Genomic DNA, 20579 nt, shown 5'->3' with positions numbered 1-20579 from the left:
GGGCTCCCTGTCGGGCAGAAGACGGATGGGCCGTCGTCGTTCTAGGTCGCAAATGATCGTGCCGTAACGCTGATTGCGTTTCCATGCCCAGTCGTCGATCCCGATCACAGTAGGGGTGGGGAATGGCGGACAACCTCGCCGGCGAACGGCTCTCAATAATGTGTCGTTGCTAACCGGCAGCATCAATCGGCGAGCAAAGCTCGCGGCAGGACGGCCGCCGAGCGCGAGACCGAGATGATGAACGAGGCAATCCAGCCGCGCCGTGCGGCGAGCCCACGGCGCAAGGACATCGGCGCTGAAGCGCTCCGTGAAAATCGCGCGACGACAGGAAGCAACATCGCATCGGAACCGCCGCGCGATGACGACGAGCCGAACCTGTCGCCCCGCCAGCGGCAGATCGGCCAGGCGCCGGAGATAGTGGCTGTGGACTCGCTCTGCGATCACCGCGCAGCTCGGGCATCCGCTTTTTTTGCTTGTGGGGCGAACAGTGATGATGGCGACCCCGCCATCCTGGACAGCATTTTCAACGTGGAAACCGGGTGGCACAAAAGTCGAGAGGCGAAGGCTGCGGGGCATGTCGTTGAGTCCTTCAATGAACCAACACAAGCCGGCGCCCAAACTTCATCAAATGTGAGTCAGAGCCCCGATTGGATGCAAATCACCCCCAAAGCGGGGTTCTTATTCCATGCAACTTCACACCCTGGACGCGCTCGGCACGAAGATCGGATGGTCGGCGGGCCATTTGCGATGAGGCGCATGTGCTGCACCATCGACTTCCGGCGACCTCCTGCAGTGCCCCAATGGCTAGCCCATCCTCCCGCAAATCGGTATCGATTGGGGCAAGCCCGAATGGAAGCGTCGCGCAGCCACGCCTCACGCCCCCTTCGAAGCGCTGGATGCGCGCCCGAAGTTCGGCGATGGAGGCGTTGGCCACGGGTTCGGCCATGGCGGAAAGCTGCTCTTTAAGGCTTTGCAAAGGATCTCGCCACTGCTATGTTCTTTATTTGTTCTTAGTTACTTCATGCGCCAAATTGGAGTCCTGAGAGTCTTCGGGACCGCGTCATGGATTAGAACGAGGAACGGTGAATATGGGCGGACGGGCATGAGCGGGGCGCATCTGGAAAGGTTGAACGACAGGCAGCGCAGCGCGGTCGAGCATGGCGTCGGTCTTGCCAATGGCAAAATGGGCGGCCCGCTGCTGATCATTGCCGGCGCTGGATCGGGAAAAACTAACACACTGGCGCATCGGGTCGCGCATTTGATTGTCAGCGGCGCCGATCCACGGCGCATCCTGCTGATGACTTTTTCGCGTCGAGCCGCATCCGAGATGGGACGCCGGGTCGAGCGCATCTGCGCGAAGGTGCTGGGCAACAAGGCCGGCGTGCTCACCGACTCGCTCGCTTGGGCCGGCACGTTCCACGGAATCGGCGCGCGGCTGCTGCGCGACTATGCCGAGCAGATAGGTCTCAATCCGCAATTCACCATCCACGATCGCGAAGACAGTGCCGACCTGATGAATCTGATCCGGCACCAGCTCGGCTTCTCTAAGATGGAGAGCCGGTTTCCGACCAAAGGGACCTGTCTTGTGATCTATTCGCGAGCGGTGAATGCCGAGGCGCCGCTGCCGGATGTGCTTCGCGCCAACTATCCATGGGCTGCGGAATGGGAAGAACAGTTGCGCGAGCTGTTCGCGAGCTACGTCGAAGCCAAGCAGGTCCAGAACGTTCTCGATTATGACGACCTGCTGCTCTATTGGGCGCAGACGGTCAGTGATCCCATTCTCGCCGACGATATCGGCGGACGCTGGGATCATGTTCTGGTCGACGAATATCAGGACACCAACCGGCTTCAGGCCTCTATCCTGATGGCGTTGAAGCCCGGCGGTCGCGGTTTGACAGTCGTCGGCGACGATGCGCAATCGATCTATTCCTTCCGCGCCGCCACGGTGCGCAACATTCTCGATTTTCCAACGGAGTTCTCACCGCCGGCCGAGATCATCACGCTGGATCGCAATTACCGCTCGACGCAACCGATCCTCGCCGCAGCCAACGGCGTGATTGATCTCGCCAAGGAGCGCTTCACCAAGAACCTGTGGACCGACCGGGAATCGGCCGAGCGGCCGCGCCTCGTCACGGTGCGCGATGAAGCCGACCAGGCGCGCTTCGTGGCCGAGGAAGTGTTGGAGAACCGCGAGGGTGGCATGCGCCTGAAGGAACAGGCGGTTCTGTTTCGCGCCAGCCATCATAGCGGTCCGTTGGAAGTCGAACTGACGCGGCGGAACATTCCCTTCATCAAATTCGGCGGCCTCAAATTCCTCGACAGCGCGCATGTGAAGGACATGCTGGCCGCGCTGCGGTTCGCGCAAAATCCGCGCGATCGCGTCGCCGGCTTCCGGGTGATGCAATTGCTACCGGGCGTTGGACCATCGTCGGCGCAGACGGTTCTCGACGCCATGGCGGATCGGCCGGACCCGATCAGCATCCTCGGTGATTTGCCCTGCCCGCCGCGTGCCGCCGCCGATTGGCCGGGTTTCGTCGCGCTGCTTCAACAACTGGGCGGACGCAGCGCCGGCTGGCCGGCGGAGATCGCGGAGGTGCGCGACTGGTACGAGCCACATCTCGACCGCATGCACGAGGACGCTGACATGCGCAAGGCCGATCTGCTCCAGCTCGAGGATATCGCGGCAGGCTATCCGTCGCGCGAGCGCTTTCTTACGGAATTGACGCTCGATCCGCCGGATGCGACGTCGGGTCAGGCTGGGATCCCCTTGCTCGATGAGGATTATCTGATCCTCTCGACCATTCATTCCGCCAAGGGTCAGGAATGGAAATCGGTCTTCTTACTCAATACCGTCGACGGCTGCATCCCGTCCGATCTCGGCGCCGGCACCTCCGCCGAGATCGAGGAAGAGCGGCGGCTGCTCTATGTTGCGATGACGCGGGCCAAAGACAGCCTATCGCTCATTGTGCCACAGCGCTTCTTCACCCATGGTCAGTCGGCCACCGGGGACCGCCATGTCTATGCCTCGCGCACACGGTTTATTCCTCCAAACCTGCTGCAGCACTTCGAAAGCCGGGCCTGGCCGATTGTCCCGACGGGGCAAGCAACCGGACAGGAAGCGCCGCGGGTCCGCGTCGATGTCGGCGCCCGGATGCGGGGCATGTGGCGTTAGGAGAAACGGTTCGTGTGCAGCAATCTGTATAATGGCACCACGACCGGCGGCGCGGTGCGCTCGATGAGGAAACGCTGTTTGATATCGATACTCTGATACAACCTTAGGCGCGGGCGCAGACGTCGGGATCGGCGCGAGGGATGGCGCGATGGAAATTTTCACGCCGGACATAGTTGGCGGACTTGCAGCGCAAGCTACGCCCGGTCCGCACCGAAAGATCATCCACGTTGATATGGACGCTTTCTATGCGGCGGTCGAACAGCGCGACAATACCGAGCTGCGCGGCAAACCGGTCGCCGTCGGTGGATCGGCCGCCCGCGGCGTGGTGGCTGCCGCGAGCTACGAGGCGCGCGCGTTTGGCGTACGCTCCGCCCTGCCATCCGTCACAGCGAAGAGGAAATGCCCAGAGCTGATTTTTGTGCCGCCTCGTTTCGAGGTCTATCGCGCGGTCTCGGCGCAAATCCGTGTGATCTTTGCCGAGCATACGAACTTGATCGAACCGTTGTCGCTCGATGAAGCCTATCTCGACGTCACTGAGAACCACCACAACATCTCAATCGCCACGACGATCGCCGAATTGATCCGCGCGAGGATCAAGGCTGAGACGGGACTGAATGCGTCGGCCGGAATTTCCTATTGCAAATTCCTCGCAAAGACGGCGAGCGATCTCAATAAGCCGAATGGCCAGGCCGTCATCACGCCCCGTATGGGGCCAGCATTCGTCGAAGCCCTTGCTGTCAAGAAATTCCACGGCGTTGGACCTGCGACTGCGGCGAAGATGAAGCGTCTTGGCATCGAGACAGGCGCGGATTTAAAGGCAAAGTCCCTTGGCTTCCTGCAGCATAATTTCGGGAAGTCAGGCGCCTGGTACTATAGGATAGCACGCGGGATCGACGAGCGCCCTGTTGAACCCGACAGGCCGCGCAAGTCGGTCGGCGCCGAGGATACCTTCACCGTCGACATCTTCGATCTCGAGGCGGCGCGCGCAGAGCTGACGCCGCTGGTCGCCAAGGTGTGGCGCTGTTGCGAGGCCAACTCCCTTCGCGGTAGAACCGTGACGCTCAAGGTAAAGCATGCCGATTTCCAGCAGATCACTCGCAGTCGAACTTTGTCCAGCGGCGTCGGCTCACTAATCGACTTCGCGACAATCAGCGAAACACTGTTGGCGCCGGTGTTTCCGACGTCAAAGGGAATACGCCTGCTTGGCGTGACCCTCTCCAACTTTAAAGAAATCAGTTCGCATGACGCAGGGCAACTGTCCCTTATCGACTAGCGGCGGCGCCTGTTGTCGTCGTGGTCAGAAATATCATCGCTACTGAGATCATCGATTGAGAGCTCAAGCGCTTCCGCATTGCGCGCCACGCGACGCAATGACTGCGAAATTGTCTGGCGTCGCGTCCATGACACAATGTTCAGCGTCCTACAGTTTCCGTCTTCTGATAGGTTCATACCAAGCTGGAGAGTACGGTGTGCTGCCTTAACATTCAGGTCGACGCAGCATTCAGATCGAAGGAAACGGCGGCTCAGCCATAGCCGAACGCTATGGCGGCTTGATGCTAATACCGTTGAAAGGCGCTGTGGAGGAACGTGATCGTCCGAACTTACCCGCCCTTCGCTATTCGACAGGAGATAGATGCACTTTCGTCACACCTATAGACAGCGCAGATCCGGTGATAGCCATCAGCAACGATCAAGGGATTGCCTTTTTTCATTTCCCCGCGAACCAGCAGGACGGGCGCCAAAGGAGTGCCTTTACGAATTCGCTTCAGGTCCTCACTCACATGGGGGTCAGATTCATTAAGCAAAGGCAAATCAGCTGCTCGGAGAAGGTCCTTCGATGCGTACTCGACAGTGTCGCTTCCCCGCAACTGTTCAATTAGCTGTAACGCTTGCGCAACGGAGCATATTAGCGTTAGAAAGTTTTTCGCGCCGTCATAGTCCTCAGCCTCAGGCTCCTTCTTCCATTCAATTTTTGCTTTTGACATGCTTTTTTCCTTTCATCTCGCCTTTATTTGTTCCGTGCGTCGGATGCTGGTGTCTCCTTAAAGATCCCGGCGTCCATTGAGAGGTCAGAGCCTCGGAATATAATTCCGTCGGGCGCCAAGAACTTCGTTAACGCGTCTAGCGGTTGTGTCTGGCGAGCGTCAACGAAGCCGAGACGTCAGGCCACATTTGACCCTCAGCCAGATCACGCCAGTTCCGGACTCGCGCGGCTCAAGCTAGCGCCGTCAGTCGCCTGCAATCGCCAAAACGACAGGGAGGAGACGATGGTCAGCGTTCCAAGTGAGACGTAGGCGCCGTGAAGAGCGCGGATGACGGCGTGCTGATCCGATTGGGACGCGCCCGCGAGGAACCAGCCGGCGACCAGCGATCCAATGGCGAGACTGAAGCTCATGGAAATCTGCTGGAACGAACTCGCAATGGTGGCGGCCATGCTCGATTCCTGCGGTTCCACGTCCGCGTACGCCATGCTGTTCATGCTCGTAAATTGCAGCGAGTTGAAGAAGCCCAGCGCCAAGCCGATGGCGACAATCACCACAAGCGGCGTCTGATCCGAGACAAGCGAATAAAGACAGGTCGTGACGCCGATCATCACCGTGTTTACGATGAGAACTGAGCGATAGCCGAACCGGCCGAGAATTGGTCTCGACGCCATCTTCATGCCCATGGCGGCAGCCGCCGTCGGCATCATCAGCAGTCCCGACTGCCATGCGGGAAGGCCCAGCCCGACCTGCAATAGTAGCGGCGTGAGGAAAGGCAAGCCGCCGACGCCGAGCCGCGTCATGAAGCCGCCCACGACGGAAACGGCGAACGTCCGCTTTCTGAACAAGGCGAGATCAAGTAGCGGATAACGCGCTTTCACCGCGTGCAGCCAGTAGGCCAGAAGCAACGCAATCGCGACGGCGAAGAGGACTACACCGACGACAGGTTCGATCCTGTGCTCGCCGAAGATCTCCAGAAGCCACGACAGAAGCCCCGTGCCGCTTCCGAAAAGCGCGAGGCCGACCCACGAAGGGCGGCGTGTCAGCGCGGTAATCGGGCATGTGGCGATGGATCAGCAACTGAGCGACGATCCCGATGGGGACGTTCACGAAGAAGATCTCGCGCCACGAAAACCAATGAACGATCAGGCCGCCGACGGTCGGCCCAAGCAGTGGGCCGATGAGCGCGGGGATGATGACGAAATTCATCGCTGTCATGAGTTCGCTCTTCTCGAACGTCCGCACGATGGTCAATCTGCCGACGGGTGTCATCAGCGCCGCGCCGGCGCCCTGGAGGACGCGGGCCACGATCATCTGCCCGGCGCTTTGGCATAATCCACACAGCACGGACGCGATCGTGAAGACCGCGATGGCGGTAGCAAAGACCCTTCTCGTCCCGAAACGATCTGCGATCCATCCGCTCACTGGGATGCCGACGGCGAGGCTCAACACATAGCTTGCGGCGACGGCCTTGAGGCTCAGAGGCGTCACCCGCAAGCTTTCCGCCATGGCGGGAACCGCTGTATTCACGATCGTCGCGTCGAGCTGCTCCATGAAAAGCGCAGTAGCCACAACCCAGGGCAGGAATCGCTTGATTGTGCGTTCGTTCATCAAAGCCTCGTGTCAGAGTAACGATGTCCTCCAACCCATTCAATGGCTTACGAAACAAGCTCTACGCGGAATTGCTCGTCGCTTAGATCGCCTGGTATCTGCAAGCCATGTGGCCTTCGTAGACGGGACCCGGCTCTGTGCTTTTCGACCATATTCACATTCGAAATGTTCACGTGAATGAACTCATGACCATCCTGAAACGTGAGCATAATCCCCGCGAGTCCCATTGAACTCTCTCTGCTATCCGTCCCGGCGTTAGAGCCCAACTCCGCTCTGCCACTCTAAGAACTACTCAACACAATGCTTCAACCTTGAAGTAGCAAGCGCCTCAGCACCGACCGCATCTAGTAGCGCCGCGAACAGATACAACCCAGAAAGCAACGGAGGCTCAGGGCAAAACAAAAGGCGAACTTCGAATCCAAAATTGTCCCGGCAGCGCCCAAGCGGTTGCTGCCGGAACTCGATTGGCCCTTCCGTCCGCCTTGGACTGATCTTGCGCCCACGCTTGCAAATTTGCTCAGTTACGGACGATACGCCGGCACAGCCTTTGCCGTCTGAGTCTGCGCGCGCGTCTCATTCCGCCAGAATGGTGTTAGCGCACTCAATTCCGGAAAATGCCGCCCATGCAGCCGTCGGGAAGATGGTAGGGCGTAACAATGAGATGGTCCACACGACAGTAAACATTGACGCCGGCGTCAGAAATGAGTGCGACGCGCGCCTCGCTCGCCAAGCTGTGGCGCGCCATGACTCTCGGCGCCGGGGGCCGTCGTCGAATTGCTGTTTGACTTCGTTAGCGCCGCCGCACCGAAAATGGTTCTTCTCGGTCTTCTGATCTTCGCGACCATCGGGCAAGTCGCGCAAACTTCCCAGTCCAAACACTTCCAGGAATTATTCGTCGTGACATACGCATAGGGAGCGCCTGCTGTGGGCGCGCGCGGGTCGCGGGCGATCAGGCCAAGAGCTTTCAAGCGGCCGATGAGGTAACGGCTGGTTTCGCGACCGGCGAGCTGCGAGAGCTCCGCGCGCGTCGCCGGTTTCAGATAGGCGATCGCTGTCACGGCAAGGAGTTCGGTCGGCGTCAACGCTGGCGGTCCGGCGTGGCAGCCGCCATTGCTGAGGACGCGTATGGCGTCGGCGTACCGCGCCTTGGTGTGCAGCTGGTAGCCGCCCGCAACGTGGACGAGTTCATAGAGCCGCGCTCGCAAATCGTCGCGATGATGGCGTGGAAAGCTGCGATGACGCTTCGCGCTTCAACGAGCAGCGGGACGCCGCTTTCTACGCCGCAATCGTTACGGATTCTGACTCGGAGAGCGTGTCGCGACCTGTCGTCATGCGCGGTCGCAGCGCTCGATGAACTGCTCTTCCGTAAACTAGCTTTGCTTAGTCGTGTCCGTACTCTGCAGTGCGTCGGAGTGCGTGTTTGCGAACAAATTTCTCAGTCAGGTCAGTCACCAAACTTTCCGCGCATCGTTTCGATCAGAGATTCAATAGTCAGCAGGCGGCTGAGTTGACGGCTCTCGTCGTCTAGCACTTTATGTTGGATATCTAACCGCTCGCTTACTTCCAACAGCATACCAATAATCTTGGTGGTTTCGCGCTCTGTCATTAAGTTGATTTGTAAGTCCAAGTGTGCTCGACGGTCGGCCAGTTTGCTCATGCGATTTTGACGCATCAGAACAAATGCTGCAATTAGCACACCTTCCAACGCGAGCACCGCTCCTAGCAGATGGTATGGATATGGATCGAATGGAGGTATTGGCGTAATCAAACCTTCGTTAATCGCAATCCAAAAAAAGACGGCTATAATTTCTGTGATCACAAATCCCAATGTGCCGATCACGCCAGCAACAAATTCATATACAACTTCGCCGCATGATCTGGCTTCCTCAGCTTCTTGCTCCGCTTCGATCACAGCATCGATGTTTTCGTGAACAAACTTGGGAACTGAATTCGGTGATCCTTTCATGAGCCTCTCCCTAAAGTTAAGCCCGAACGCCAAACGAGTAGCGATGTTGCTAACGGGAAAGCTAAAATACGTCTACTGAACGTGCGTTGAATGCACGTGTCAATCAGCAGGCAATTTTTACTATGGATCTTTTCAAGCGCCTTCTGCGCGCGCGACCTCCTATGAGGCGAGGGCGAACATGTTTGGCGAGGCAGCGGTCAGGACACCGACATCATTTCGACGGTTGTGCCGTTTCTCATTCGCGGGTTGGATACCGCATACAGAGCTTTCGTCGAAGGAGAGCCTCGGTTTGACTCGCGGAGATCGGTGTTGCCGCTCCAAAATCGAGGTTAGCTCTGCGCCCGCCACGCTTGCCTAGGCGCGCGTTGGAGGCAATTTGGTCGATGTCGCCCAAGAGACGCGGCAGAGCGACTCCTGTTAATTCCCCTTGACCGCGGCTGCACGGTCGCGGGTCTTTTTATGGTTCGTCCGCTTGCATCTTGCGCTCGCCCGCTTCAGCCTTCCGCGTTTCTTAATAAGGCGCGCAGCGTCGGTCAGCGTCGTGACGCTTGAGGGACTAGCCGCCATTCCGATCGCATAGTGATATTTTACATAGCCCCTCGCCGACGCACGAATTCCTTCGGCGCACAAGGAGTCCAGGGCCTGCCCTTCGATCACGCTCTGCTCGTCTGGCGCGCTGCGGAATGTAGAGGGCGGCAAATGGCGCCACAGGAAAGTCGCCGCCGCGCTAACATGTAAGCGAGACCACGAACGCAACCTGAAGCAATTGGGGGAGCAGCTCAGAGATGTTCTCGCAGCTTGCTGCGGATCCGCTGCCATTGGTCACTCGCCCGCTCCAGAGGGGCCACCGATCAACAAAAAGAAATAGCCTTTGCGCTCACAGCAGCGCAGCCGAGTCCTTGACGGAAGTTAAGGTTGAAAGCTCCTGGAAGACCGCTAGCTACATGGCTTGCATGGCGGAAAATAAAACGACCATTGAGCGTGCGTTCGAACTGGCTCGCTCTGGAGAGTATGCTCGCATCGGCGATATGGTCAGACATTTGCGTCGCGAAGGCTACGATATCCGGCAAATTCACGGGCCCGTCCTTAGGAAGCAGCTTGCAGATTTAATTGAAGCTGCACGGACAGATCACCGCGAAAATACCGAGCAGGATCCAAAGGAAGATCTCTAGAAGACCGTTCGAGACGCCTTCCGTATCCGCGACGTTCCGCTCTTGCTCTGAAACAACCGTACACGGCCGGAACCGACAGCATTGCCGCCGCAGGTTCAGTGATTAGACCGAAGCGGAAATTCAACCTTCAGAGTTGTTCCCGTCGGACCGTTTATTCGCAATGAGCCACCAAGCTGCCGAGCAAATGTTTGCATGATGCTCATGCCCAAGGACTGACGTTCGCTCGTTGAATCCCGCCTTATGCCAGGTCCATCATCATGGATAAGCAAACGCAAGCCGTCTTTCTGCTTTAGCAGTTCGACCTTGAAGGTCGTCCCCGTTCCCTTCCGAAAGACGTGCTTCGCCGCGTTCATCGCTGCCTCATTGACGAGCAAGGAGATCGCAGTCATCTGGTCCAGCGAAAGATCGATGTCAGGAGCGATTTCGACCACGACAAGAACGGGTAGATCACGAAAAACTTCGTGGAGCACGTCCGACATCAGCGGCGCCAAGCCGTGCTCGTAAGCCTTTCGGTCATAGAGACGGCCATGGAGATCCGACATCATTGCGATGCGGTCTTGGGCATTCGCAATGGCTTCAGCGGTGGCTTCGTCGGACAAATCGCGTCTGACTCCCTGCAGCATGGCCACAACGACCTGCAGGTTGTTGGCGACGCGGTGTTGCAGCTCTCGAAATAGGCTTTCCTGCGCTCGATTGGCGCGTTCGAGCCGTTTTATGACGTCGCCCATTGCAGCGACCAGAACAACGAGAAATCCGCCTACCAGAAGAAAGCCGACGAGCGCGACCACCGTGTTCGCGTCCTTTATCTCAAAGCTGTATGCCGGCGGGTAAAACAAGTACCAGCCGCCGCAGCTGAAAGCAGTAATACGGCGACGCCTTGCGTCCATCCGCAAAGCAGCGTCACGCCCGCTATAGCCGGATAGAACGTCAGAAATTTTAGGGAGTCGAGCCAGGGCGCAAGCACTAAACGAATCGCCAAGCTCGCCCCAAAGCATGCTGCGGCTACAAGCCATGCCTTCGGTCCTCGCAACCGATTCGATAGCTTCTGAACTTTGGCGACCCAAGTCACGCTGCCCCACTGCTGAGCTCGAGGGCAAAATATTCACGTCGCGGCGAGAGCACAAGCAGTAAAGCGAGCCGCCGCGCCAATCCAATTCCACCGCTTATTCACTTTTCCGATCAAAATCGGCGGGCCTATGTGTCGCCAAGTTCGCCGCCGTCCTCTTGCACTAAGATTCCTTAAGATGACGGCGACGCTCGTTTTAAGGACTGACGTAAGCCAAAGCCCTCAATGCCTTTGAATCTTACCAGCCGCGGCCGCCGTAGCCACCGTCGTCATGCCCCCGGTGTTCCCCGTGGCAGGCAATTCTGTAACCTCTGCGCTGCATCTCTCGACATGACATACGGTCGTTCGAGTACCCCCAATGATCGCCGCGACGACCACCGTATCCGTCGCGGTCATGGCCCGAGCGATCCCCACCGCGACGGCCATAGTCGTGTCCCCAATAGCCTCCGCGACGCCCTCGGTCCCCGCCATCGTGGCCCCAGCGGTCACCGCCGCGCCCGCCATAGCCGCCGCCGTCACTGCCCCAACGATCACCACCGCGACCGGCGCCGCTACTGCCTTTCCCGCTGCCCCAACTATCGTTAGTGCTCTTCTGCCCGCCGCCGTAGCCGCCTTTCTCTCTGCTCTGAGATGACCCTTTTCCACTTCCGGTGTCGCTCGCTCCAGGAGTTCCTCCATAGCCTCCGCCCCACTCGGCGAACGCGGCCATGGGGAGCGCGAGCGCACCAGCTAACGTTGTGACAATCGCTAGTTTGCGTAACATGGCAGTGCTCCTCTAAACTACCAGCGCCATTGCATCGCAGCCCTCGAGCCACTTGGGACCCGCACGCCGGAATTCAACACGAACCGCGGCTGGTGCATGGCGTAATTTGTCCGGCGTCAGCGCCTTTGAGACAAACCGGGGAAACCATTTTCAAACCTTCAACGCTGCCGACGCGTCGGCGCACAGCTTGTCGAACGCGTCTCTGATCGGCTGCGCCGCCGGACGATCGCGCCACGGCGAATCGATGAGCCAACCGACGTCATCGACGAAGTTGTCGATCGTCCTGCGCTGTTCGCTGGCATACTCCATCGAATTCGCGAGCGCCGCCAGTCGCCTTGCATGTCGAGAACTTCGTTGCGAAACGCTTCGCAGGCGCACATCGTCGCAGCTGCGTTGACTTCCTTCGTCACGACGGCGCGCGCGGCGACGACGACAAAGAGCGCCGCCAGACCGAGAGCAGGCCGGCGAGCTTCGACGGCTTGCTCGGCAAGCCGCCAATTCGCGCTTTCGAGTTTTGCGTTTTCGATCTGGGCGCGCAAGTTGTCGATTTTCGTTTTTGGCTTGTCGAGAACGTCGCCGCCGCTCGCGAGCGAAGCGATCACATCGTCTGTCGAATGTGTTTGCTCTTCTTCGGCGTCCTCATTTCGGCTGTGAGTGCGCCGGCTATTGCGGCGGACCATTTGGTTTCGGCGTTGGCGCGGGCGCCCTGCGCTTCATCCAAAGTTTCTGCGCGCTCGTCTGGTCGGCGATGCGCTGCGCAACTTCTCGCGTTCGGCCGATGCGGTCATCTGTCAACGGCGGCGACAAATTGTGCCAGATGGCGGCGTAAAAGTGTACCGGTCTGATTGAGAGAAAAGGGCCGTGAAGCCCTTGTGCGCTGGGTTGTCGCGCGCATTGAGGCGCGCGGAGCGTAGCGAAGCGCGCTTCAATGCGCGCGGCGGTTAAATGTCACTTTCCGTAACGCCTATCGATCAAATGGCTTCCGCAACCGAATGCCCTTGCGTCCGTCAGCACGTCGACCTGACGAAGCTTCGCGACAATCTCCTCGGGCTTGTGCCGTTTCCTGCCCATCTCAAATCCTCCTCATAGGCTCAAAGCCATACTTCACGGAGGATCACTTTTTTCAGGGGGCAGACCAGCGGCCACACGATCGTGCGCGAGTATGTGGCGTGTGCCGTTCTGTGATCGCGCGAGATGTTCGTTCCCTTGAGCCATGGCCCGGGACAGGCGCAGGCGGATTTGGCCAAGCTGACAGCTACATCGCCGGCAAAGAGGTCCGCTTTCATTATTGTGCGTGGACCTGCCGCACTCGGACGGTTGCTTCGTCAACGCGCGCGCTTGGGGTCTGGGGGCGTGCTGCGCGCCATCGCGTCGGAAGAGCCGGAGCCCTTGTCCCCGAATACGCCGACGCCATCGCCTTAAGAAAAACGCTCGGTCAGCGGAGCTGATCGAGCGTTTTTATGTTGGCCCGTTTTAAGACGCGTTAAACCGCGTGTAAAATCAGTTCTGCTTCGTGGCGACCGGCGCTTTTGACAGGGGCGCGACGACCGGCGGCTGTGCGGGCGACGCGCCATTGATCGGCTTGAACGCTTCCTTGGCGAGGCCCGAATACGTCTCGCCAATCTTGATGGCGTAGGCCAGGAAATCGTCATAGGCGGATTTGGTGAAGTCCGACTGGAGCTGGATCGCCTCGTCGACCTTTTTCACGCCGAACAGCTTCTCGAAGAACGCCTGGCTTTTCTCGAAAGACGCCTTTGCGTAGTCCGTCGTTTCGGCCGCAATGGCCTCTAGACCCTTGGTTGACGACGTAACCACCGTGGCAAACGGAGCGCCGAACGAAGCCGCGCCGAACGCTTTTGTCGCGGGGAATTTGCTGAACATAGAGCATGCCTTTTTGGTCTAGGCGCGCGGGGCAATTCCCACGCAGCCGCGCAGGATGTGCGCTGCACAATGTGTCAATAATCATATTGCTTGCAGCACAACCGAGCAGATGGCGGCGCAACGCTGCTTAAAGCGGAAGGAATGGCAAAGGCCGTGAGCTCGGCTCTCGGCCTAGCAAGCCCAATAGCTCGCCTGACCGAAACGTCCTCCTAGCGCCGCGCTGCCAAGCCGCCGCCCGCCTCTTGCGGCGGTGTTTTCGCCGTGAAGGCAGCGAGCAGTGAGCAGCGAAACCCCATCACCGATCACTCCCAATGCTCCCCGACGTCGCTCTCAGCGTCAAGATTCTCCTCCCCTGCGAAAAGAACGGCATCGAGATCGGCCCCCGGCTGCTGTCGCTCCAAACGCCCTTCGTCTTCGAGCCGCTCGATGTCGGGAAGTTCGCGCAGCGTCGCGAGCCCGAAAACCTCCAGGAATTTCTTGGTCGTTACGTAGGCGAAAGGCGCGCCGGGCTCCGGCGCGCGCAAAGCGCAGTCGATCAGGCCGCGGCGCTTGAGCGCGCCAATGACATCACGGCTGACCTCCCTGCCAGCAAGACGGGACAAATCGACGCGCGTGGCGGGTTGCAGATAGCCAATCGCCGTCACGGCCAATATCTCCGTCGGCGTCAGCTCCGGCGCGCCGGCGTCGCGCAAACGTCGCGGCCCCCCGTTCGGATTGCCGGCGCGAAGCGCGGCTTGGTACGGAGTTTTAGCCGCCGGCGACAAAGACCAGCTCATAGGGCCGCGCACGCAATTCGTCGCGGATGTCGCTAATTAAGTCGTCAAGATTACAGGACGATCCGACAACCCGCGCGAGCGCCTCTCTCGGCACCGGACCACGCGCGGCGAAAACGACGGATTCGACGCGTCCCATCCATTCCCGCCAGCGCGCGCAGCCTTCGGCAGATCGACGAGACCGGGGTCGAAGGATTCTCGGAACTCGCCTGCATGAAACGCGGGTTTAGGGCGGCCCATGATCGTGCCTCACCTTGTCCTCAATGTCCTCACTCGAACGCCCGACCAATTTCTCAAGCCGCCAAACCCTGATTGTCGGCCCTACCCGCCAACTCGGATCTGTCGCCTGCGACGCCTTAAAGCCGGTACAGCCGAAAGCTCGGCCGCCCCGTCAGCTCGCGCGCGGCGCCTAGTTCAACGAGCCGATCGAACAGACGCCGCGAACTGCGGTCGGAAAGCTTGGCTTATTCGCGGCGCGCGCGGGACCGACGCAATCGTCGGCAAGCAGCATTTCGATCACACGCTCTGCTCCCTTGGCGCGCAGTTTTGGCACCGCATCGAAAAGTTTTTCGGCTCGGCGTGAAAGATCGACGGCGAGATCGGCCGCCTCGCGCGCCGCGAGCGCGTAAGCGCTGGCGAGCACGTTCGACCAGTCGCCATCGGCGGGACGCGGTCGGCGCGTTTGGGGCGCGGCGCAAGGGGGTGAAGGATCACTGTGGCCAGCAGCGGAACCGGCGCCTTCCAGCCGAGTTTTTGCGCCATGGCGACGTCGACAGGCCAGTGCGAGAAAATCTCCGCGTCGATCGCTGGGACGACCCCCAGGTCATGCATCGCCGCTGCGCTCGCGCCCGCCGCTGCGGCGAGCGGATCATTGGCCCTGGCGACGGTTTGGCGCAACGGCTCGTCAATACCCTGCGTGTCGAAGGCGCTCGGCGCCCCCACATATTCAACGGCGGCCGCCAACGTCGCCTCATCCAATCTCACGCACCGCATCGTGAAGAGCCGAAACAGGCGATGCAGGCGTCCGGCCGGCTGGTGTCGCAGCGCAGGCGCTCGCGGCACGCAACGCGAGGCGCTGACGCAGGGCGGCGAAAATGGGCTCCGCGCGCCCCTGCTCCGCCGTATTGGCCAGCGTGCGAAACATCGGCACCAGAACGCAAAACGGCGTCGAGCCCCGCGAGCGCGGTACCGGCGAAGTAGCGTCAGTTGCGTTATCGCTGACGCCGTCATCGACGCGCGCCCAGCGCGGAAATGGCTGGATTTCTATAGTTTTTCGTGGCGCGATCGCCGGATCGCGGCGGATACGTCGGGGCGACGGTTGCGCGTTCAGAAAAGCGCTCGAATCGATTTCCAACATGATCGGATCTTAATCCAAAGCGGCGCTTTATCGTTGTCTTTTCGCGCCAAATCCGCCCCGCTTGTCGTCTCGCGTGCATGTCCAATAATGTGGGCTTATCGCATGCATGTTGCGGTTGATTATTTCGCACAATTTTAACTTTCAACTTGCAGGATTTTTCGATTGTAATGCGTTTTTTATCCTCTCGCATTTACACAGAACTTTAAGCGCGACCCAAGTCACTTCAACGAGGCAAACCGAACATCATGCATTCTCCCGAGATCGTTGCGATCTTCTCATCTCGCAGCGAGCAACTTGCCTCTGAGTCATCTTTGTTTAGGGACGCCATCTCGCGACATGTATCTGTCGGCGCGCCTCGCCACCGCTTGCTTGTCGGTCACAGCTTTGCGTTGGGGCCACCCGTAGGCCTTTGATCCGGATATCTTGCGTTCGAGGTCATCGTACTCGATCACCAACGTGATACGTCGGCCGCCTGGCAAGTAGCGTCCATCCATCTCTAAGGTGTGGTCGAGCAGCATTCGGATTGCTGCCGAGCGGGAAAGTCCGCCAGGAGCGGCATGGCCATGGTCGGCCGCCCACTTGTCAATCTTCGCGAGTAGCTTTCTGTGGAGACGGAGCGACACGACCGCCCTGTGATCCGCGACATAGTTCCCCAAGCGAGTCGATTTAAATTTGAAGGCGCGCTCGCGACTCGCTTTCTTGTTGGCCGTGTCTATTAAAGCCTTTGCTTTGGCGCGTGCCTCGGCAAATCTCACGGTTTCAGCGCCGCCGATCGTCTTGCGCCGAGAGCGTCCGTCGTCGCGGTATTGCGCGACATAGGTTTTCTTTCCGCTCAGAAAGACGACAACCCCGAAGCCCCCAAGCTTGGTATCCCAAAAATAAACGCGCTCCCTCTCCCGAGGACATTCGAGGGTAGCGATGGTCGACTGCCTGAGTTTCGTTCGCATGCGTGCGCCGTGCGTCCGGCAATTCTTGGTGTAGTACAGAATTGTTTACCGGAAGGCAAGCGAGCGCCCTGCATGGCGAGCCAACACGTTCGACAGCGCTGAAATATTCGCGAGTTCCCACAGTCGTCGAATCTCGGTCCAGCCTTTTGTCGATCGGATATGAGATGTACCGGGCCAGAAAGCGCTCAAAACGAGCATCATTGGCGGGGGCTTGACTGAGCAAAATTCGTCGTTAGTTTGGCGTCATCGCCGATGGGCAGGCGCCTTTTGAGGAGCAGCACGGGCGAAAGCGTCAGTCGCGTGAAGCGCGACGGGCTTTCGGAAACCCGAACCTCGAGGAGCGCGCGATGAGCGACGCCAACGCCCGTACTTTTCCCAACGAACCACAGAGCACCCGCTCCTCGGGTTCGGTTGCGCTTGACCACAACGATTGCCCGCCGCAATCGACTGAGCGGCGCCTTGAGCTTTCGCCTGAATTGGCTCTCCGCGTCGAATACGTCGAGCCCACCAATCTCAAGGCATATCAAAAAAATCCTCGCGCGCATTCAGCTGATCAGGTTGAACAAATCGCGGAGAGCGTGAAGGCGTTTGGATTCGTCAGTCCGCTCCTTATCGATGCGGAAGGCATCGTAATCGCCGGCCATGGCCGACTGGCGGCCGCCAAGCGGCTCAAACTCGCGCAAGTTCCCGTAATTCGCATCGATCATCTCGTTGAAGCGCAGAAGAAGGCATTGCGCATTGCGGACAATCGGCTAGCAGAATTGTCGGGTTGGGACGAAAAACTGCTCGCCATTGAATTTACGAACCTCATCGAAATTGACGCTGAGTGCCGGCTCGATTTTGAAATCGAGGCCACTGGCTTCTCCTTCGCTCAAATCGACCAGCTGATCGAATCCAGCAAAGGCGGCGACGCGCCTAATCCCGATGACGATTTCGAAATGGACCTTCTCGGCGCTCCGGTTTCCGGACAAGGCGATCTTTGGCTCTTGGGAAAACACCGCCTGTTTTGCGGCGATGCACGCGATCCGAAAGCTTTCGAGCGCGCTACCAATGGTGCGCTTGCGCAGGTCGCCATTTGTGATCCGCCTTACAACGTCAAAATCGCCGGCCATGTGAGCGGACTTGGCAAGACCGTCCACCCGGAATTCGCAATGGCGTCAGGCGAGATGAGCGAGGCGGAGTTCACGGAATTTCTCACGGAATTTCTGCGAACGACGGCGGCTTCACTGGTCCCGGGCGCGATCCTGTTTCTCTTTATGGATTGGCGGCATCAACGGGAAGTGCTCGACTCGGTCCGAGCGACTAGCCTGACATTGCTCAACGTGTGCGTATGGAACAAAGGCTCCGGCGGCATGGGAAGCCTTTATCGCTCGCAGCACGAGTTAGCATTCGTGCTGAAAAAAGGCGGCGCGCCGCACAAGAACAGGGTCGAACTCGGCCGCCACGGTCGCTGCCGAACCAACGTCTGGAACTACCCCGGTCTCGCAGGGTTCGGACGCGATCGCCAGCAGCAGCTCGCTGACCACCCCACTGTGAAAAATTGCGCAATGATCGCTGATGCGATCCGCGACGTTTCCGATCGCGGCGATCTTGTCATCGATCCCTTCTCTGGGTCCGGGACGACGATTATTGCCGCCGCTAAGACCGGACGACGCGCCTGCGCGATCGAGCTCGAACCGAAGTACGTCGACGTCGCGATCCGCCGTTGGGAACGGTGGTCAAGCGAACCGGCGCGCCACGCCGAGAGCGGATTCTCGTTCGCCGAGGAGTCCGCTCGTCGCGCAGCTGCCGGGTATGAAGGCCCCAATCTTGCCGAAGCCGGCCGGGACATCTCGCCGCCAAGGACGACACGGATTCGCAAACGCCTTCCCCCCGCTTGAGGGGAGGCGATCATGGCAAAATCCAAAAATTCTCCGAAGCCCCGCGACTACAGCGTTGGCAAAGGCAAGCCGCCCACGCACAGCCGCTGGCCCAAAGGTGTCTCCGGAAATCCAGGAGGCAAAAGGAAAGGCAGCGTCGATTTGCAGCAGGCCTTCAACTCAGCACTCCAGAGGCCGATCATCGTCACGATTGACGGAGAAAAGCGCGAAATTCAGGCAATCGACGCAATTGTCATGCGTCTCGTCGAGGGCGGGTTGAAAGGCGAAATGCGTGCGATCACGACGATACTCGATCGCTGCGCCCTGTTGATCCCGCCCGCGGATGATCCGAAAGAGGAGACGAGCGAGGAGGATCTTACGATCCTTCAGCGCGTCCTCGCCGATCGGGAGCCAAAACCTTCCCGCAAGCGACGAAGAAAGGCCGCCTCCGTCGCAGATGAAGGCGCGCAATTCCGCGGAGATAGTGAGGGCGAAGATGACTGACCCTATATAGAAATCCCAGACACGTCGGCGCTCCGCCTCGGAGAGCGCGTCGAGCGCTTTGATCGGATCGTCGATGACGATCAAATCGCCGCCGCGACCAAGAATCGCGCCACCAATACCCGAGGCGAAACGAAAGCCCTTGGCGCTGGTGACATATTCGTGGCGGGGTTGGACGGATGAGCGCGGCTGCAAGGCTGGGAAGAGCGCGCGATACCAGTCGCTCTCCATCACGTTGCGCGTATCGATCGCGAGCTTTTTAGCGAGCTCATCGGCGTAGGAGACCGCAATGATACGCTTCGTTGGATCGCGCCCAAGCGTCCAGGCGGTGAATGCGACGCTGACGGTGATCGATTTCATCGACCGCGGCGGGACGTTGATGATGAGCCGCCTGTTCTTGCCGGCGGCGACTTGCGAGAGCCGCCAGCAGATATGGTCGATGTGCCAATTGTGATGGTAGGCCTTGCCGGGTTCGAGCGTGCGAAAGGTCCTTTCGACGAAAGAGGGCAGATGTTGCCGTGCACGCTCTGCACGCGTCTCGACGATAAGCAGAACGGGGCGATCGTGATTGTTATGCAAAGGCTGCATCAAGATGACCTCGTCGGCCGTCTTCTCGATCTCGAGCCTGACGTATGGGAGGTCGTCTCGATCCCAGCTATCGCCCCCGAGGACGAAACGTTTCAGTTGAGCGATGGCCCGAACGACATTTATGTTCGGCGCGCCGGCGAGGTTTTGCACGAAAAGCGCGAGCCGATGAATATTCTCGAAGAGATCCGCCGCGCCCAGGGTAGCATGAATTTCTCGGCGCAGTATCAGCAAGCGCCCGTTCCCATGGGCGGCAACGTGATCAAACGAGACTGGTTACGCTATTACGCGATACCCCCTGCCCTCTTCGACCGCGTCGTGGTTTCATGGGACACGGCGTCGACGCTATCTGAGACCAGCGATTGGTCGGTAGGCGCGGTTTGGGGAGCACTGGGTCTAGATTTTTATCTCCTCGATGTTTACCGGGCTAGGCTCGAAGCCCCAGAGCTACGGCGTGCGATTATTCAACTGCACGAACGCCACAACGCCAGCGCGACGTTAATCGAGGATACGGAACTCGGCCGGGCGTTGGCCCAGGATCTCTATCGAACCGGTCATTTGCGGGCCATCGCGCAACGGCCTGAGCGGGACAAGCTCGCCAGGCTTCTGGCGCAAGCGGCGCGTTTCGAAGCCGGACAGGTCCATCTGCCCGAATCGGCGCCGTGGCTCGCAACCTATTTGAACGAGCTCCTTGGCTTCCCAAATTCAACGCACGACGACCAAGTGGACGCGACATCGCAGGCCCTCAACTGGCTGACCGCTCGAACGCCCCTCGATCGGCCGCTCATCCGCAAGGATCTGCGCCGACGCGATATTGCGGGCCGCGCCCCCGTCGGATGATCTTAGCTCTGCAAATTATCTGCTCTCGCCGCTTGCAAGCATGCCTCACTGATGCTTTCTGATATCGGATGCATTTGAGGCACACTGCACAGGCGCCAAGCGAA

General features: G+C 59.3%; 21 protein-coding genes and 1 pseudogene. 7 read left to right on the top strand and 15 right to left on the bottom strand.

Annotated features, from left to right (window positions below):
• Window positions 1–576: transposase family protein (locus tag IYY11_RS06670; protein ID WP_196403137.1), on the bottom strand; the 576-nt coding region annotated here is incomplete at its 3' end.
• A gap of 526 nt (window positions 577–1102) precedes the next feature.
• On the opposite strand from IYY11_RS06670, the gene IYY11_RS06665 reads away from it, so the two are divergent.
• On the top strand, window positions 1103–3172 hold the full coding sequence (locus IYY11_RS06665) for an ATP-dependent helicase (protein WP_196403136.1): 2070 nt from the start codon (window positions 1103–1105) through the stop codon (window positions 3170–3172).
• A gap of 148 nt (window positions 3173–3320) precedes the next feature.
• Window positions 3321–4445 carry a DNA polymerase IV gene (gene dinB / locus IYY11_RS06660; RefSeq protein ID WP_196403135.1) on the top strand — a complete coding sequence of 375 codons (1125 nt, stop codon included), beginning with the start codon at window positions 3321–3323 and terminating at the stop codon, window positions 4443–4445.
• 328 nt (window positions 4446–4773) lie between these two features.
• On the opposite strand, the gene IYY11_RS06655 is transcribed toward dinB, so the two are convergent.
• The 5 genes from IYY11_RS06655 to IYY11_RS06640 all read right to left on the bottom strand — a co-directional run bounded on the left by IYY11_RS06655 (window position 4774) and on the right by IYY11_RS06640 (window position 8731).
• Window positions 4774–5157, bottom strand: coding sequence for a hypothetical protein (locus IYY11_RS06655; RefSeq protein ID WP_196403134.1), 384 nt, complete (start codon window positions 5155–5157; stop codon window positions 4774–4776).
• Between the two features lie 203 nt (window positions 5158–5360).
• Window positions 5361–6107 (bottom strand): MFS transporter, encoded by a 747-nt coding sequence (locus IYY11_RS22395; protein WP_409455236.1) that lies wholly within the window; start codon window positions 6105–6107, stop codon window positions 5361–5363.
• Window positions 6010–6765, bottom strand: coding sequence for an MFS transporter (locus IYY11_RS22390; protein WP_210331253.1), 756 nt, complete (start codon window positions 6763–6765; stop codon window positions 6010–6012). The genes IYY11_RS22395 and IYY11_RS22390 overlap by 98 nt, the downstream gene beginning before the upstream one ends.
• Window positions 6766–7460: 695 nt before the next feature.
• Window positions 7461–7970: an SMC-Scp complex subunit ScpB gene (locus IYY11_RS06645; protein WP_246719711.1), complete on the bottom strand. Its 510-nt coding sequence runs from the start codon at window positions 7968–7970 to the stop codon at window positions 7461–7463.
• Between the two features lie 239 nt (window positions 7971–8209).
• Window positions 8210–8731 carry a DUF1003 domain-containing protein gene (locus IYY11_RS06640; protein ID WP_196403133.1) on the bottom strand — a complete coding sequence of 174 codons (522 nt, stop codon included), beginning with the start codon at window positions 8729–8731 and terminating at the stop codon, window positions 8210–8212.
• Window positions 8732–9630: 899 nt separating this feature from the next.
• Between IYY11_RS06640 and IYY11_RS06635 the strand changes: the two genes are divergently transcribed.
• The gene (locus tag IYY11_RS06635) at window positions 9631–9903 is read left to right on the top strand and encodes a hypothetical protein (protein ID WP_246719709.1); all 273 of its coding nucleotides are present in this window, start codon (window positions 9631–9633) and stop codon (window positions 9901–9903) included.
• 95 nt (window positions 9904–9998) lie between these two features.
• On the opposite strand, the gene IYY11_RS06630 is transcribed toward IYY11_RS06635, so the two are convergent.
• The 9 genes and pseudogenes from IYY11_RS06630 to IYY11_RS06595 all read right to left on the bottom strand — a co-directional run bounded on the left by IYY11_RS06630 (window position 9999) and on the right by IYY11_RS06595 (window position 16690).
• Window positions 9999–10916 (bottom strand): sensor histidine kinase, encoded by a 918-nt coding sequence (locus IYY11_RS06630; RefSeq protein ID WP_246719707.1) that lies wholly within the window; start codon window positions 10914–10916, stop codon window positions 9999–10001.
• Between the two features lie 275 nt (window positions 10917–11191).
• Window positions 11192–11647 (bottom strand): hypothetical protein, encoded by a 456-nt coding sequence (locus IYY11_RS06625; RefSeq protein ID WP_196403132.1) that lies wholly within the window; start codon window positions 11645–11647, stop codon window positions 11192–11194.
• A gap of 235 nt (window positions 11648–11882) precedes the next feature.
• A complete protein-coding gene (locus tag IYY11_RS06620; protein WP_196403131.1) occupies window positions 11883–12041 on the bottom strand; it encodes a hypothetical protein in 159 nt (52 codons plus the stop codon).
• A 1191-nt stretch (window positions 12042–13232) separates the two neighbouring features.
• Window positions 13233–13613 (bottom strand): phasin family protein, encoded by a 381-nt coding sequence (locus IYY11_RS06615; protein ID WP_196403130.1) that lies wholly within the window; start codon window positions 13611–13613, stop codon window positions 13233–13235.
• Between the two features lie 302 nt (window positions 13614–13915).
• Window positions 13916–14389, bottom strand: a complete 474-nt coding sequence (locus tag IYY11_RS06610) for an SMC-Scp complex subunit ScpB (RefSeq protein ID WP_246719705.1) — start codon at window positions 14387–14389, stop codon at window positions 13916–13918.
• Window positions 14361–14525, bottom strand: coding sequence for a hypothetical protein (locus tag IYY11_RS22920; RefSeq protein ID WP_246719703.1), 165 nt, complete (start codon window positions 14523–14525; stop codon window positions 14361–14363). Before IYY11_RS22920 ends, IYY11_RS06610 begins: the two co-directional genes overlap by 29 nt.
• A gap of 217 nt (window positions 14526–14742) precedes the next feature.
• Window positions 14743–14835, bottom strand: a pseudogene (locus IYY11_RS23790) (DUF1403 family protein); the annotation flags it as partial.
• A complete protein-coding gene (locus IYY11_RS23785; protein WP_409455235.1) occupies window positions 14796–15029 on the bottom strand; it encodes a DUF1403 family protein in 234 nt (77 codons plus the stop codon). The gene IYY11_RS23785 and the pseudogene IYY11_RS23790, both read right to left, overlap by 40 nt.
• A gap of 1019 nt (window positions 15030–16048) precedes the next feature.
• Window positions 16049–16690: an Arm DNA-binding domain-containing protein gene (locus tag IYY11_RS06595; RefSeq protein WP_196403128.1), complete on the bottom strand. Its 642-nt coding sequence runs from the start codon at window positions 16688–16690 to the stop codon at window positions 16049–16051.
• A 347-nt stretch (window positions 16691–17037) separates the two neighbouring features.
• Between IYY11_RS06595 and IYY11_RS06590 the strand changes: the two genes are divergently transcribed.
• The 4 genes from IYY11_RS06590 (at window position 17038) to terL (ending at window position 20475) form a co-directional block, all read left to right on the top strand.
• On the top strand, window positions 17038–18570 hold the full coding sequence (locus tag IYY11_RS06590) for a site-specific DNA-methyltransferase (protein WP_196403127.1): 1533 nt from the start codon (window positions 17038–17040) through the stop codon (window positions 18568–18570).
• A gap of 12 nt (window positions 18571–18582) precedes the next feature.
• Window positions 18583–19053 carry a DUF5681 domain-containing protein gene (locus tag IYY11_RS23780; protein WP_409455234.1) on the top strand — a complete coding sequence of 157 codons (471 nt, stop codon included), beginning with the start codon at window positions 18583–18585 and terminating at the stop codon, window positions 19051–19053.
• Between the two features lie 286 nt (window positions 19054–19339).
• Window positions 19340–19504 carry a hypothetical protein gene (locus tag IYY11_RS23775; RefSeq protein ID WP_409455233.1) on the top strand — a complete coding sequence of 55 codons (165 nt, stop codon included), beginning with the start codon at window positions 19340–19342 and terminating at the stop codon, window positions 19502–19504.
• Window positions 19505–19623: 119 nt separating this feature from the next.
• A complete protein-coding gene (gene terL / locus IYY11_RS06580; RefSeq protein WP_246719717.1) occupies window positions 19624–20475 on the top strand; it encodes a phage terminase large subunit in 852 nt (283 codons plus the stop codon).
• Window positions 20476–20579: the final 104 nt, after the last annotated feature.

The organism is Methylocystis sp. H62 (assembly GCF_015709515.1).
Classification (GTDB): Bacteria; Pseudomonadota; Alphaproteobacteria; order Rhizobiales; family Beijerinckiaceae; genus Methylocystis.
Note: the sequence above shows the minus strand (reverse complement) of the source record. Positions and strands in the feature narration are given on the sequence as shown.

What these genes read in the sequence shown, in the direction of transcription:
- IYY11_RS06665 (WP_196403136.1), top strand. Translation starts at nt 1,103, where the DNA reads ATGAGCGGGGCGCATCTGGAAAGGTTGAACGACAGGCAGCGCAGCGCG.
- dinB (WP_196403135.1), top strand. Translation starts at nt 3,321, where the DNA reads ATGGAAATTTTCACGCCGGACATAGTTGGCGGACTTGCAGCGCAAGCT.
- IYY11_RS06655 (WP_196403134.1), bottom strand. Translation starts at nt 5,157, where the DNA reads ATGTCAAAAGCAAAAATTGAATGGAAGAAGGAGCCTGAGGCTGAGGAC.
- IYY11_RS22390 (WP_210331253.1), bottom strand. Translation starts at nt 6,765, where the DNA reads ATGAACGAACGCACAATCAAGCGATTCCTGCCCTGGGTTGTGGCTACT.
- IYY11_RS06640 (WP_196403133.1), bottom strand. Translation starts at nt 8,731, where the DNA reads ATGAAAGGATCACCGAATTCAGTTCCCAAGTTTGTTCACGAAAACATC.
- IYY11_RS06630 (WP_246719707.1), bottom strand. Translation starts at nt 10,916, where the DNA reads ATGGCTTGTAGCCGCAGCATGCTTTGGGGCGAGCTTGGCGATTCGTTT.
- IYY11_RS06625 (WP_196403132.1), bottom strand. Translation starts at nt 11,647, where the DNA reads ATGGAGGAACTCCTGGAGCGAGCGACACCGGAAGTGGAAAAGGGTCAT.
- IYY11_RS06620 (WP_196403131.1), bottom strand. Translation starts at nt 12,041, where the DNA reads ATGGAGTATGCCAGCGAACAGCGCAGGACGATCGACAACTTCGTCGAT.
- IYY11_RS06615 (WP_196403130.1), bottom strand. Translation starts at nt 13,613, where the DNA reads ATGTTCAGCAAATTCCCCGCGACAAAAGCGTTCGGCGCGGCTTCGTTC.
- IYY11_RS06610 (WP_246719705.1), bottom strand. Translation starts at nt 14,389, where the DNA reads ATGAGCTGGTCTTTGTCGCCGGCGGCTAAAACTCCGTACCAAGCCGCG.
- IYY11_RS22920 (WP_246719703.1), bottom strand. Translation starts at nt 14,525, where the DNA reads ATGGGACGCGTCGAATCCGTCGTTTTCGCCGCGCGTGGTCCGGTGCCG.
- IYY11_RS06595 (WP_196403128.1), bottom strand. Translation starts at nt 16,690, where the DNA reads ATGCGAACGAAACTCAGGCAGTCGACCATCGCTACCCTCGAATGTCCT.
- IYY11_RS06590 (WP_196403127.1), top strand. Translation starts at nt 17,038, where the DNA reads ATGAGCGACGCCAACGCCCGTACTTTTCCCAACGAACCACAGAGCACC.
- IYY11_RS23780 (WP_409455234.1), top strand. Translation starts at nt 18,583, where the DNA reads ATGGCAAAATCCAAAAATTCTCCGAAGCCCCGCGACTACAGCGTTGGC.
- IYY11_RS23775 (WP_409455233.1), top strand. Translation starts at nt 19,340, where the DNA reads ATGATACGCTTCGTTGGATCGCGCCCAAGCGTCCAGGCGGTGAATGCG.
- terL (WP_246719717.1), top strand. Translation starts at nt 19,624, where the DNA reads ATGCAAAGGCTGCATCAAGATGACCTCGTCGGCCGTCTTCTCGATCTC.